This window comes from Streptomyces sp. NPDC001502, assembly GCF_042894785.1.
Lineage (GTDB): Bacteria > Actinomycetota > Actinomycetes > Streptomycetales > Streptomycetaceae > Streptomyces > Streptomyces kutzneri.
This window is the reverse complement of record NZ_JBIAVW010000002.1, coordinates 33,124-46,289: the sequence shown is the minus strand read 5'-3', so window position 1 is coordinate 46,289 and position 13,166 is coordinate 33,124. Positions and strand designations below refer to the sequence as shown.

The 13,166-nt window shown below is 73.7% G+C and carries 12 protein-coding genes; 7 read left to right on the top strand and 5 right to left on the bottom strand.

Annotation, left to right across the window (positions count from 1 at the left end; all coding sequences use genetic code 11):
- Positions 1–65 precede the first annotated feature (65 nt).
- From ACFY0D_RS02685 to ACFY0D_RS02675, 3 genes are read right to left on the bottom strand one after another with little or no spacing between them, the layout of a single operon-like run.
- Complete coding sequence (locus ACFY0D_RS02685; protein ID WP_390796603.1) at positions 66–1,199, bottom strand: glycine betaine/L-proline ABC transporter ATP-binding protein; 1,134 nt, start codon at positions 1,197–1,199, stop codon at positions 66–68.
- A complete protein-coding gene (locus tag ACFY0D_RS02680; RefSeq protein ID WP_390796602.1) occupies positions 1,196–2,731 on the bottom strand; it encodes a GMC family oxidoreductase in 1,536 nt (511 codons plus the stop codon). The genes ACFY0D_RS02685 and ACFY0D_RS02680 overlap by 4 nt, the downstream gene beginning before the upstream one ends.
- A 2-nt stretch (positions 2,732–2,733) precedes the next feature.
- Positions 2,734–4,242 (bottom strand): aldehyde dehydrogenase family protein, encoded by a 1,509-nt coding sequence (locus ACFY0D_RS02675; RefSeq protein WP_390796601.1) that lies wholly within the window; start codon positions 4,240–4,242, stop codon positions 2,734–2,736.
- Positions 4,243–4,596: 354 nt separating this feature from the next.
- Between ACFY0D_RS02675 and ACFY0D_RS02670 the strand changes: the two genes are divergently transcribed.
- Complete coding sequence (locus ACFY0D_RS02670) at positions 4,597–4,809, top strand: hypothetical protein (protein WP_390796600.1); 213 nt, start codon at positions 4,597–4,599, stop codon at positions 4,807–4,809.
- A 428-nt stretch (positions 4,810–5,237) separates the two neighbouring features.
- Here the strand turns inward: ACFY0D_RS02670 and ACFY0D_RS02665 are convergent, their stop codons facing one another.
- Positions 5,238–6,275 (bottom strand): DUF6745 domain-containing protein, encoded by a 1,038-nt coding sequence (locus ACFY0D_RS02665; protein WP_390796599.1) that lies wholly within the window; start codon positions 6,273–6,275, stop codon positions 5,238–5,240.
- Between the two features lie 31 nt (positions 6,276–6,306).
- Entirely contained in the window at positions 6,307–6,633 is a 327-nt protein-coding gene (locus tag ACFY0D_RS02660) for a hypothetical protein (RefSeq protein ID WP_390796598.1), read from the bottom strand.
- A gap of 188 nt (positions 6,634–6,821) precedes the next feature.
- On the opposite strand from ACFY0D_RS02660, the gene ACFY0D_RS02655 reads away from it, so the two are divergent.
- From ACFY0D_RS02655 to ACFY0D_RS02630, 6 genes are read left to right on the top strand one after another with little or no spacing between them, the layout of a single operon-like run.
- Entirely contained in the window at positions 6,822–7,781 is a 960-nt protein-coding gene (locus ACFY0D_RS02655; RefSeq protein ID WP_390796597.1) for an STM4015 family protein, read from the top strand.
- Positions 7,782–7,791: 10 nt separating this feature from the next.
- The gene (locus ACFY0D_RS02650; protein ID WP_390796596.1) at positions 7,792–8,916 is read left to right on the top strand and encodes an STM4014 family protein; all 1,125 of its coding nucleotides are present in this window, start codon (positions 7,792–7,794) and stop codon (positions 8,914–8,916) included.
- 31 nt (positions 8,917–8,947) lie between these two features.
- Entirely contained in the window at positions 8,948–9,754 is an 807-nt protein-coding gene (locus ACFY0D_RS02645) for an STM4013/SEN3800 family hydrolase (RefSeq protein ID WP_390796976.1), read from the top strand.
- Complete coding sequence (locus ACFY0D_RS02640; protein WP_390796595.1) at positions 9,751–11,121, top strand: STM4012 family radical SAM protein; 1,371 nt, start codon at positions 9,751–9,753, stop codon at positions 11,119–11,121. The genes ACFY0D_RS02645 and ACFY0D_RS02640 overlap by 4 nt, the downstream gene beginning before the upstream one ends.
- Positions 11,122–11,126: 5 nt before the next feature.
- Positions 11,127–12,032: an STM4011 family radical SAM protein gene (locus ACFY0D_RS02635; protein WP_390796594.1), complete on the top strand. Its 906-nt coding sequence runs from the start codon at positions 11,127–11,129 to the stop codon at positions 12,030–12,032.
- 40 nt (positions 12,033–12,072) lie between these two features.
- Positions 12,073–13,158, top strand: a complete 1,086-nt coding sequence (locus ACFY0D_RS02630; RefSeq protein ID WP_390796593.1) for an alpha/beta hydrolase-fold protein — start codon at positions 12,073–12,075, stop codon at positions 13,156–13,158.
- The last annotated feature ends 8 nt before the right edge of the window (positions 13,159–13,166 follow it).

Below are 13,166 nucleotides of genomic sequence, written 5' to 3'. Positions count from 1 at the left end.
CGGCACCGTGCCTGCGGCGGCGCGGGTCGTGCCGCACGGCGGCGGCCAGGTCGTATGGCCGTACATCAGGCCACCGCCTTCCCGGTCGCGGCCGGGAACCCGGCGACGACACCGAGGAGTCCCGCGTGGTCGACCACCCCGAGGCACCGGCCGTCCTCGACGACCCGCGCGTTCTCGCCGGTACGGGCGACGGCCTCGATGGCCTCGTGGACGGTGGCGCTCGGGGCGAGCGCCGGGCCGGCCTCGGACTCGTCGGCGCGTGCCGGGCGCATCGCCGAGCGCACGGTCAGGACCTGCTCGCGCGGCACGTCCCGGACGAAGTCCCTGACGTAGTCGTCGGCGGGGGCGCCGACGATCTCCTCCGGCGTGCCGAGCTGCACGATCCGGCCGTCGCGCATCAGCGCGATGCGGTCGCCGAGCTTCAGTGCCTCGCTCAGATCGTGCGTGATGAAGACCATCGTGCGTCCCTCCTCGCGGTGCAGGCGTACGACCTCCTCCTGCATGTCCCGGCGGATGAGCGGGTCCAGCGCGCTGAACGGTTCGTCGAACAGCAGGACTTCGGGGTCCACGGCGAGTGCGCGGGCCAGGCCCACGCGCTGCTGCTGGCCGCCGGACAACTGGCCCGGCCTGCGGTGCTCCAGGCCGTCCAGACCGACCTTGGCCGCGAACTCGGCCGCCCGGTCCCGCCGTTCGCCGCGTCCCACGCCCTGGATCTCCAGCCCGTAGGCGATGTTGTCGAGCACCGTCCGGTGCGGGAGCAGCCCGAAGTGCTGGAAGACCATGGCCGCCCGGTGCCGGCGCAGCTCGCGGAGCCGGCCGGTGTCCATGGACAGCACGTCCTCGCCGTCGATGGAGATCGTGCCCGAGGTCGGTTCGATGAGCCGGGTGAGGCAGCGTACGAGCGTGGACTTGCCGGAGCCCGACAGGCCCATGACGACGAAGACCTCGCCCTTGCGGACGTCGAAGGAGACGTCGCGGACGGCGGCGGTGCAGCCGGTGCGCTCGCGCAGCTCGGCCGCGCCGAGGGCCGCGAGCTCCTTGTCGGCGGGCACGCGGGCCGCCTTCGGACCGAAGACCTTCCACAGGTCGCGTACGGAGAACACGGGCTCGGCGGTGGGTTGCGGCCCGGTCGCGGTGTGCGGCTGGGGGTGCGGTGTGGCGTGCGGCGTCGCGTGCGGTGTGGCGTGCGGCGTTGTCATCGGGTGGTTCCTCCCAGCAGGTCGGCGCATTTCTCGCCGACCATGAGCACGCCGATCATGGGGTTGACGGCGGTCATGGTGGGGAAGACGGACGCGTCGGCTATCCGGACGCCGTCGAGGCCCCGGATCTTCAGATCGGGCGCGACGACGGCGAGTTCGTCGTCGGCGGCCCCCATCCGGCAGGTGCCGGCGGGGTGGTAGACGGTGTGCGCGACCTGGCGGGCGTACGCGCTGAGTTCCTCGTCGGAGGTCACCTCGGGGCCCGGGCACACCTCCCGCTTGAGCCAGCCGGCCAGGGGTTCGCTCGCCGCGATCCGCCGGGCGATGCGGATCCCGTCGACGAGGGTCCGGCCGTCGTAGTCGTCCTCGTCGGTGAAGTACCGGAAGTCGAGCGCGGGCTTGACCTGGGGGTCGGCGCTCGTCAGGTAGAGCCGGCCGCGGCTGCGCGGCTTGGGGATGTTCGGGGTCATCGACACGCCGTGCGCGGGCCGTTCGTAGCCGAGGCGCTCCGGATTGTCGGTGAAGGGGATCTGGTAGAAGTGGAACATCAGGTCCGGGCCCTCTGCCGCTGGGTCCCGGCGGACGAACAGTCCGGCGTCGGAGTCCATCGCGGAGTTCTCCGGGATCGGCCCGTGCGTCTCCCACACGATGACCGACTCGGGGTGGTCGAGCAGGTTCTCCCCGACGCCCGGCAGGTCGTGCACGACGGGGATGCCGAGCTTCTCCAGGTCGGCGCGCGGCCCGATGCCGGAGTGCAGCAGCAGGCGCGGGGTGTCCACGGCCCCGGCGCACACCAGGACCTCGCGCCGGGCGCGTACGACGTGCTCCGCGCCCTCCTTGGTACGGATGTGCACGCCGGTGGCGCGGGTGCCCTCCAGCTCCAGCCGGAACGCCCAGGTCTCCAGGGCCATGTGCAGGTTCGGCCGGTCCAGGAACGGGTGCAGATAGGCGACGGAGGCGGACGAGCGCTTGTTGTTCTCCGGGTGGTAGGCGAGGTCGAAGAAGCCGACGCCTTCGTCGAAGGGGCGCCGGTTGAAGCCCTCGATCCGCGGCACGCCGAGCGCGGTCTGCGCCGCGTCGACGAAGTCCCGGGCGATGGCGTTCCGGTCGGCCTCGCCGACGGGGACGATGTTGTTGCGCAGCCGGGCGAAGTAGGGGTCCATGGCTTCCGCGTCCCACCCGTCGGCGCCGGCCTCGGCCCACTCGTCCCAGTCGGAGGGGAGGGGCTTGAAGGCGATGAGGGTGTTGTGCGAGGAACAGCCGCCCAGCACCCGCGCTCGGCTGTGGCGGATGTGGGAGTTGCCCCGGGGCTGCTCGGTCGTGGGGTAGTCGTAGTCGAGCTCACCGCCGAGCAGGCCCATCCAGCGGCGCAGGGTGAGGACGTCGTCGCGGCCGACGTCGCTGGGGCCGCCCTCGATGACGGCGACGCTGACGTCCGGGTCCTCGGTCAGCCGGGACGCGATGACGGATCCGGCGGTGCCGCCGCCGACGACGACGTAGTCGTACACGTGGTGCACGTGGTGGTCGTTCATGCTCAGCCCTTCGCCGTCGTCGTGCCTGCGAACCAGCGCACGGGGCGCGGAGCGAGGTTCTGGTAGATGTGCTTGGCCTCGCGGTATTCGGCGAGACCGCCGGGGCCCAGCTCGCGGCCGATGCCGGACTTCCCGAAGCCGCCCCATTCCGCCTGCGGCAGGTAGGGATGGAAGTCGTTGATCCAGACGGTGCCGTGCCGCAGCAGGCCGGCGACCCGCCGGGCCCGGTGTTCGTCGGAGGTCCACACCGCTCCGGCGAGGCCGTACTCGGTGTCGTTGGCGAGGGCGACGGCCTCTTCCTCCGTGCGGAAGGTCTCCACGGTGAGGACGGGGCCGAAGACCTCCTCGCGGACGACGCGCATGCCGCGGTGGCACCGGTCGAGGACCGTGGGCCGGAAGAAGTAGCCGGGGCCGGCCGGCCTCCCGCCGCCCGCGCGCAGGACCGCGCCCTCGGCGAGGGCGGAGGCCACGTACGTCTCGGTCCGCGCCAGCTGGGCCGCGGAGACGAGCGGGCCGCACTCGACACCCGCGTCGGTGCCGCGTCCCAGCCGGATCAGTTCGGCCCGGCGGGAGAGCTCGGCGACGAAACGGTCGCGCAGCGGCTCCTCGACGATGAGGCGGGAGCCGGCGGAGCAGACCTGGCCGCTGTGGATGAAGGCGGCGTTGAGCGCCTGGTCGACGGCGGTGTCGAAGCCGTCGGGCGTCGAACAGGCGTCGGCGAAGACGACGTTGGGGTTCTTGCCGCCCAGTTCGAGTGCGACCTTCTTGACGCTGTCGGCTGCGGACCGGGCGACCTTGGTCCCGCTGACGAGACCGCCCGTGAACGACACGAGGTCGACAGCGGGGTGTTCGGCCAGCCGGGCGCCGACCGTGTCGCCGGGACCGGTGACGACGTTGGCCGCGCCGAGCGGAAGTCCGGCCTCCAGGAGCAGTTCGATCAGCACGACGGTGGTCAGCGGGGTGATCTCGCTGGGCTTGATCACGAAGGTGTTGCCGGCGGCGAGCGCGGGCGCGATCTTCCAGCTGGCCTGGAGCAGCGGGTAGTTCCACGGCGTGATCAGGGCGCAGACGCCGACCGGCTCGTGCACGACGACGCTGCGGATCTCGTCCGAACCGGCGTCGACGACCCGTCCGCCACCGTTCTCGTTCTCCACGAGGTCGGCGAAGTAGCGGAAGGCGTCGCGGACGCAGTCGACGTCGACGCGGCCTTCCTCCAGCGTCTTGCCGGCGTCCCGGCTCTCCAGGGCGCCGATCCGCTCGCGGTCGCGCTCCAGCAGTGCGGCGACCCGGCGCAGCAGGGCGGCCCGCTCGGCGACGGGCGTGCGCGGCCAGGCACCGAAGTCGAACGCGGCGCGCGCCGCGGCCACGGCGTCGTCGGTGTCCGGGACACCGCCCTCCGCCACGACCTCGAAGGGGGTCGCGTCGACGGGGTCGATGATCTCGCGCGTGGCCCCGGACAGGGCTGCGCGCCACTCTCCGCCCACGTGGATGGTCTGCTGTGCTGCCGTCACGGTACGTGTTGCCTTTCGTTCCTTTGAGTCCCCCTGTCGGTCAGACCGACTTGATCCGGCCGCCTGCCCCGACTCCCGAGAGCCATGCGCAATGCATTGCGGAGAGTGTTCTGCTTCACTCGCAAAAACGCCCGAAAAAGGGACATAGGGCACGACTCTTCGGTTTGCGGACGACGCGCCGCAGCGGCTCAAGGCGGTGGCCGCCACCCGCGGGACGGCGGGGCGGGAGATTGCGCAGGTCGGGTCCGTCACAAGCGGGGTGTGGAGGGGGTGCGACGGATCCACCCGCAGGCAGCGCGCCGGGGATGCCGTTCACCTGGCAGCACGCTTTCCGGCGGACAGGAGGAGGAGCTCATGGCCAGGCAAGGCAGGACGAAAGCCGCCTCGCGCGGAGCGGCAAGGGCGAGGGCGAACCTGGAAGCCGCTGTCGCCGACACCGACCGCGCGCTGGGGCTGCAAGAGATCCGGACCGGTCGGGGTGGCGGCGCCGCGATCGCCGGCTTCCAAAGCACCCAGTCGATCGGCTGCAGCACCTACGGCGTGGCCTGCCGCCCGGAGCAGATGTGATTCCGGAAATTCAGCAGGTCTACCTCGACCGCGCCGTGCAGGCGGGGGAACACCTGCTCAGGACCGCGCGGCAGGAGGGCGACACCTGCTACTGGCGGTCCTCCCACGACGACAGCGTCCACTACGGATACATACGGGTACGGGTACGGGGCGAGCGGCATCGCGCTCTTCCTCCTCCACCTGCACCTGACGACCGGCGACGCCCGCTTCCGGCCGTACGCCGTCCGCGCCCTGCAGTGGCAGCGGGTCCAGGACGACCCCGCCGTGTACCCGTACTGGATCCACGCAGGCGCCGGCGTCGGCAGCGTGCTGGTCCGGTTCCACGACCTGCTGGGCATCGAGCGGTACGGCGATCTCGCGCGCCGGGTGGCGGACGACACCTTCTCCGGCGGCCTTGAGTCTCTGACGGACAGTCACTCCCGGTGGGGTCATGTCTCCCGGAGCGGTGCGTATGCCTCGGGTTCGAGGCCGAACGTCCAGGCCACGCCCTGGCGGGCGGTCCGGGTCGCCGGCGGTACCCGCAGCCAGTAGGTGCGGCTGGTGCCGTCGGGCTCCGGCGTCGAGTTGACGACCTCCACCATCACGACGGCCTCGTCGTCCGGCATGGGTATGCGCCACAGGACACCCGTCTCGTCCCGGTGCACGGGGGCGGCCCCCGACTCCCGCAGATAGCGGTCGTACCCGTAGAACTCCAGCATCACCCGGCGCAGTTCGGCGTTCTCCTCCTCCCGGATCCGCTCCGGCGTCAGCGTGCCCAGTCCGGCCAGGAATTCGGCCGGAACGGGCATGCCCCGCCACGCGTACAGCGCGAACCCGTCGGGGAACGCCAGCGCCGGGCCGTCCCCGCGGTCCAGCCTGCCCGCCTCGTCGCGGTGCAGCTCCACCGGGCGCTCGCACAGCACCGCCAGCCGTTCGTAGGGCCACCACCAGCCGGCCGAGCGGGCCAGGACGCCGAGTCCGTGCAGGGGTGTGCCCTCCCGCGTGTCGAAGGCGCACAGCCAGGCGGCGTCGTGCTGCCCGAGCACCGCGTCCAGGAGCAGCAGGCGCAGCGACCGCTCCGCGGCCGCGGGGGCGTCGGCCCCGGCCGTCAGCTCCTCGACGAGACCGCTGCGGACCCGTTCCGCCAGGCGTTCCGTGTTCTCCCACAGGCGGCCGCCCGTCGCGCTCCAGTGCCGCCCCCAGCCCTGCGGGCCCAGCCTCCGCTGTGCCCGGTCCCGCTCGGCGGCCCACGGCGCGCTGCGCACCGTTTCCCGTACGCCGCGCCCGCGCGCGGCGGGCCCGCACGGCCCGTCGTCCCCGCCGAGCAGGCGCACCGCCTCCCGGGGCGAGTCCGCCCAAACGATCCGCTCCGGCTCCGCCAGGCCCGCGGCGCGGTACGCCAGGCGCACCCCGGCCTCCGAGGCCACGCGGTCGGCCGGTCCGGTGGCCGCCGCGGCCGCCCTCCACACGTCGATGTCCGTCGACACGATCCTGCTCCCCCCACTGTCCGACACGCTGTCAGTCCGCCACGATCCGTACCGCTCCGGGCAGGTACTCCCGCTGCCGCACGACCCGGTACCAGCCCTTGGGCAGGGGTATCGCGGCGTGCTCCTCGTGCACCACCCGCCCGCCGTCCGGGAGATGCAGCAGCAGCGGGCCGAAGTCTCCCGGTTCGCGGACGAGCCGCCCGGGCCCGAGCACGGCGTGGGCGTGCCCGGTGACCTCGCCCAGCGCGAGGACCATGCGGCCCCGCCCGTCCCGCGGCTCCTGTTCCGCGTCGGCCGCGTGCGATGGCACCGCCGACTCGTCGAGCGGCACGATGAGCACGTCCCCCTGCCGGTACATGGGTGTCCCCTTCCCCACGCGCCGCCCGGTGCGCCGCGTTCTTCTCCGAAGGTAGGGGGCAGGTCTGACAACGGCCTTCCGCCCGCCCCGCACCGGCCCCGCACCCGCCCTGCCTCGGTGCCTGTCAGTGCGCCTTGGTACAACTTGCAGCACATCGGACGCGACAGGCGAGGAACGGCGGGCACCCCATGAGTTACCCGAGACACCTGACGGAATCGTGCGGGCTGCCCGTCTTCGATTTCCCGAGCCCCGGGGACGCGGACACGACCCCGCTGCCCGCGGCGGACGCCGTCGCGTGGCGGATCTCCAGCGACAGCTACGACAGCGAGGAGAGCTGGACCGAGGCGTTCGCCCGGTTCGCCGCCGCGGTCGACACCACCGTGGTCCGCGCGATCGTCGTCGGCTCCTGGGAGGAGGCCTACGAGAGCGGGCCCGAGGAGATCATCGGCGCCCTCCTCGACGCACGTCCCCGCCTGCCCGCCCTGCGGGGCCTGTTCCTCGGGGACATGAAGTCCGAGCAGTGCGAGATCTCCTGGATCATCCAGAGCGACGTCGGCCCGCTCCTCGACGGCTTCCCGGAGCTGGAGGAGTTCGGTGTGCGCGGCGGCTCCGGGCTGGTCTTTCCCGCCGTCACGCACCGCAGGCTGCGCTCCCTGACCGTCGAGACCGGCGGCATGCCCGCCGAGGCGGTCCGCGGCGTGGCCGCCAGTGACCTGCCCGCCCTGGTCCACCTCGACCTGTGGCTCGGCACGAGCGAGTACGGCGGAGACGCGGCGATCACCGATCTGGCGCCGATCCTCGACGGCGACCGGCTGCCGCGCCTGCGTCACCTGGGCTTGCGCAACAGCGACATCCAGGACGAGATCGCCACGGCCGTCGCGTCCGCTCCCGTCGTCGCCCGCCTGGAGACCTTCGACCTGTCCATGGGCGTCCTCACCGACCGGGGCGGCGCCGCCCTGCTCTCCGGACAGCCCCTGACGCACCTCAAGAAGCTGGACCTGCACCACAACTACCTCGGTGGGCCGCTGCGCGAGCGGCTGCAGGAGGTCCTGGGCGGCGCCGGCGTCACCCTCGACCTGGACCGCGGCCACGCCGAAGAGGAGGAGGACGAGGACCATGTCTGGCGCTACGTCGCCGTCGGCGAGTAGCGCGCGGGCCATGACGGACCACGCACCACCGCCGCGCTGGGCGGTCGTCGGCAACCCGGAGAACCGGCGCGTCGCCCTGTTCTCCGGGGCGGTGCGCGACGCGGGGCTGCCCACGCCGCGTGTCGTGCCCTGGACGGACGTCCTGCGCGGGGGCGGCGCCGCCTTCGCCGCCGACGAGATCGTACGGATCGAGTCGCCGGGGGAGAACGCCGAGGTCGACGGGCTCCTGCGCGGCGCCGGGGACCCCACCCGGGTGGAGGGCGGGGCCCGCTGGTACGCCGCCTTCACGGCGGCCGTCCGGACGCTGACCGGCGGCCTGCGCCTCGACGACCCCGACGAGCTGGCCGTCCTCTTCGACAAGCGGCTCTGCCACGAGGTCCTCGCCCGCGCCGGGGTCCCCGTTCCGCGGTCGCCGACCTCCGGCGGCGACTCTCCCGTACGCGGCTGGGACGACGTACGGGTCCTCATGGCCGCGCACCGCATGCCGCGGGTGTTCCTGAAGCCGGCCCACGGGTCCTCGGCCTCCGGTGTCGTCGCCGTCGAGACGGCCGTCGGGGGCCGGATCAGGGCGACCACCTCCGTGGAGAGCGCGGAGGGCGGCCGGCTGCACAACTCCCTGCGGGTGCGCCGCCTCACGCGCGAGCCGGAGGTCGCCGTGCTGGTCGACGCCCTGGCCCCCGACGGACTCCACGTCGAACGCTGGTGGCCCAAGGCCTCCCTCGGGGACGGGGCGGCCGACCTGCGCGTGGTCGTCGTGGCCGGCCGGGCCACGCACGCCGTGGTCCGCACCAGCCGGACCCCCATGACGAACCTCCATCTCGGCGGCCGGCGCGGTGACCTGGCCGCCGCGGTCCGGGCGGCGGGCCCCGCCTGGGCCGAGGCGCTGCGGACCTGCGAGCGCGCCGCGGCCTGCTTCCCGGGCACCCTGTGCGTCGGTGTGGACCTGCTGCCCGCGGTCGGCTGGCGCCGGTTCGCCGTCGCCGAGGTCAACGCCTTCGGCGATCTCCTGCCGGGCCTGACCGGACTGCCCGGCAGCGGCGCCGAGCGCCAGGACACCTATGCCGCGCAAGTGGCCGCCACCATCCGAAGACACGTACAGCACCACCCCACGAGGAACCACCGTGCACCCGCCTGAGACCCCAGCGCTCCCGCTCCCGCTCCCCGACATGAACGAGGTCGTCGGCAGCGACGACCTGCTCCTGCTCACCCTGGACACCCTGCGCCACGACGTCGCCGTCGAACTGGCCGCCGCCGGACGCATTCCGAACCTGGCCCGGCACCTGCCCGGGGGTGTCTGGGAGGAGCGGCACGCCCCCGGCAGCTTCACCTACGCCTCCCACCAGGCGATGTTCGCCGGCTTCCTGCCCACCCCCGCCCGGCCCGGCCCGCACCCCCGGCTGTTCGCCGCCCGCTTCGCCGGCAGCGAGAGCACCGCCGGCCGCACGTACGTCTTCGACACCCCCGACCTGGTGTCCGGCCTCACCGCGGCCGGGTACCGCACGGTGTGCGTCGGCGGCGTCGGCTTCTTCAACAAGCAGGGCGCGCTGGGCGGCGTGCTCCCCGGCATGTTCCAGGAGAGCCACTGGGAACCGGCCTTCGGCGTCGCGTCGCCCACCTCCTTCGAGGCACAGGTCGAGCGGGCCGAACAGGTCGTCGCCGCGCTCCCCGCCGAGCAGCGGCTGTTCCTCTTCGTCAACGCCTCGGCGCTGCACCAGCCCAACTGGTTCCACCTGGCCGGCGCCACCGCCGAAGCGGGCGACACGCGCGCCACCCACGCCGCCGCCCTCGAATACATCGACCGGTACATCGGCCGGCTGTTCACCGCCATGAGCTCCCGCCGCCGCTGCTTCGCCATCGTCTGCTCCGACCACGGCACCACCTACGGCGACGACGGCTACACCGGCCACCGCCTCGCCCACGAGGCCGTCTGGACCGTGCCGTACGCCCACTTCTTCCTGGAGCCGTCCGCATGACCGCCCCCGCCCCCGCGCCCGCCCCGCTCGCACCCACCGCGCCGCCGCCGGGCAGCCCGTACAGCGCCTACGTGTACGCCTACCCCCACAAGACCGCCTACCGGCCGCTGCCCGAGCGGCCCGCCCTGCGGGACCTGTGGCTCGGCGAACGCAAGGACGCCCTCTCCCTCTACCTCCACATACCCTTCTGCGAGGTCCGCTGCGGCTTCTGCAACCTCTTCACCCGCATCGGCGCCCCCGACGGGCTCACCGGCCGCTACCTCGACGCGCTGGAGCGCCAGGCCACCGCCGTCCGCGACGCCCTCGGCGACGACGGCCCGGTCTCCTTCGCCAACGCCGCCTTCGGGGGCGGGACGCCCACCTTCCTGACGGCCCGCGAACTGGAACGGCTCTGCGACATCGCCGAGCGGCGCATGGGCGCCGACCTGCGCGCCGTCCCGCTGTCCGTCGAGACGTCCCCGGCCACCGCCACCGCCGACCGGCTCGCCGTCCTCGCCGAGCGCGGCGCCACCCGTGTCAGCATCGGCGTCCAGAGCTTCGTCGCCGAGGAGGCCCGGGCGGCCGTACGCCCCCAGCGCCGCGCCGATGTCGAGGCGGCCCTCGGCCGGATCCGCGACGCCCGCGTCCCCGTCCTCAACATCGACCTCATCTACGGCATAGACGGCCAGACCCCCGCCACCTGGCGCACCTCCCTGGACGCCGCCCTCGCCTGGCGCCCCGAGGAGCTGTACCTGTACCCCCTGTACGTCCGCCCCCTCACCGGGCTCGCCCGGCGCACCGCGCTCACCGACCGGGCCTGGGACGAGCAGCGCCTGAGCCTCTACCGGCAGGGCCGCGACCACCTCCTCGCGCACGGCTACGAGCAGGTGTCGATGCGCATGTTCCGGCTGGCCGGTACGGCGCCCCAGGGCCCGGACGACCACGCCTGCCAGACCGACGGCATGATCGGCCTGGGCTGCGGGGCCCGTTCCTACACCTCCGGGCTGCACTACTCGTTCGACTACGCGGTCGACATGGGCGAGATCCGCGGGATCATCGACGACTACACCGCCACCGACGACTTCACCCGTGCCGTCCACGGCCGTCCCGCCAACGGCGACGAGGCGCGCCGCCGCCACCTCCTCCAGTCGCTGCTCCAGGCGCAGGGCATGCCGGTCGCCGACTACCGGGAGCGGTTCGGCGCCGGACCGCACGAGGACTTCCCCGCCGAACTGGCCGCGTTCGCCGCCCGCGGCTGGCTCGACGGGGACGGCACGGGCCCGCTCCTGCGCCTCAGCCCCGAGGGCCTGGCCCACTCCGACGCGCTCGGGCCCGAGCTGTTCTCACCGGCCGTACGGGCCGCGATGGCCGCCTACGAGGCCAAGTAGCCGCCGTGGACCTCACCCTGCTCTACCGCGGCCCGCTGGCCTCCTGCGACTACGACTGCCCGTACTGCCCCTTCGCCAAGCGGCGCGACACCACGGCCCAGCTGCGCGCCGACCGGGCCGCCCTCGAACGGTTCACCGGCTGGGCGCGCTCCCGTACCGGGGAGGACCGGCTCTCCCTGCTGTTCACCCCGTGGGGCGAGGGGCTGGTGCGCTCCTGGTACCGCCGCGCCCTCGTCGACCTCTCGCACCAGCCGCACGTCGACCGCGTCGCCATCCAGACCAATCTCAGCTGCCGCACGGACTGGCTCGCGGACGCCGACCCCGCCACGCTCGCCCTGTGGTGCACCTACCACCCGGGGCAGACCCCGTACGACCGCTTCCTCGCCAAGCTGCGTGACCTCGCCGACCGGGGCATCCGCCACAGCGTCGGCATCGTCGGCCTTCCCGAGAACCTGGAACACGCCCGCAGGCTGCGTGCCGACCTGCCGGCCCACGTCTACCTGTGGGTGAACGCGGCCGACGGTCACGGCTACACCGACGCCGAGGCCGACCTGTGGACCGCCCTCGACCCGCTGTTCCCGTACAGCCGGCACCCGCACCGCTCGGCCGGACTGCCGTGCCGCACCGGCGAGTCGGTGATCTCGGTGGACGGCGACGGCACGGTCCGCCGCTGCCACTTCGTCCGCGCCGAGCTCGGCAACCTCTACGACGGCTCCTACCGGACGGCGCTCGGCCCCCGTCCGTGCCCGCTGACCACCTGCGACTGCCACATCGGCTACGTCCACCTGGAGACGCTGCCGCTCTACGACGTCTTCGCGGGCGGCGTCCTGGAACGCGTCCCGGCGGCCGCGTCCCGCCCGGTCGGCCCTCCCGGCGCAGTTGCTCTCCCGGACCCCACGGGAACGCTATAAACTTAGGCTCACCTAACTCCCGTCGTCGCTAGGAGACTTCATGCCCCCGGAGACCGTCTTCGCCGCATACGGGCTGCCCGGCGAGCCGGGGTCCGAGGAGTTCTGGGCGGCGGCCGCGGGGCCCGGGTCGCGGCCTGCCGACGGCAGTGGCTGGACGACCCTGTTCCTGTGGCGGGGCGCCGCGGCCGACCTCGCCTTCGAGAGCTGGTCGGACGACGTGCCGTTGCGCCGCTGGCGCGAGACGGACTGCTGGTACGCCGAGGTCCGCATGCCCGCGCGGCTGCGGGTGACGTACCGGTTCCTCGTGGACGGCACGGCGTACGCCGACCCGTTCAACCCGGCCGGGGCGGGCGGGGACCGGTCCGTCGCCGCCACCCCGGACGCTCCGGCCCAGCCGCACTGGCCCCTCTTCGGGGCCGACGACGTGCTGCCCGTGCCGCGGACCCGGGTCCGCTGGGCGAGCGAGCGGCTCGGCGGGCGGCGGACCGTACGGGTCCACCCGGCGGGCGGCGGCGGACCCGTGGTGCTGCTGCTGGACGGGGACGACTGGCTGTACCTGCACCCGGCCATGACCGCCTTCGACTCCGCCGTCGCCGGTGGCGAGATGCCCCCCGTCACGCTCGTCTTCCTGCCGACGAGGGACCGGGAGGCCGAGTTCGGGTGCCGGCCTGAGCTGTGGGAGGCGGTCCGGGACGAACTGCTGCCGCTGGTCGCGGAGTCCGGCGTCCCCGTGGACGGGGACCGCCTGGTGGTCGCCGGGCAGAGCCTGGGCGGGCTGAGCGCGGTGTACGCGGCGCTGGAGTTCCCGGACCTGGTGTCCCGGGTCGCCTGCCAGTCGGCCTCGCTGTGGTGGACACCCGAGGCCGTGCGGTCGGCGGACCCGCTCGGCGGTCCGGTCGGCGGCTCCGTCGCCGCACGCCTGCGGGAGCGCCCCGACCTGTCCGGCCTGCGGATCGCCTTCGACGTGGGGGAACACGAGACGCGGATGCTGCCCCACTGCGCGCTGGTCGAGACCCTGGCCGAGCGGGCCGGGGCGACCGTGCGGGCCTCGCGGTCGGCGTCGGGCCACGACCGCGCGGGCTGGCGCCAGGCCCTGCTCCGGGACGTGGCCTGGGCGCTCCGCTAGCGGCCGTA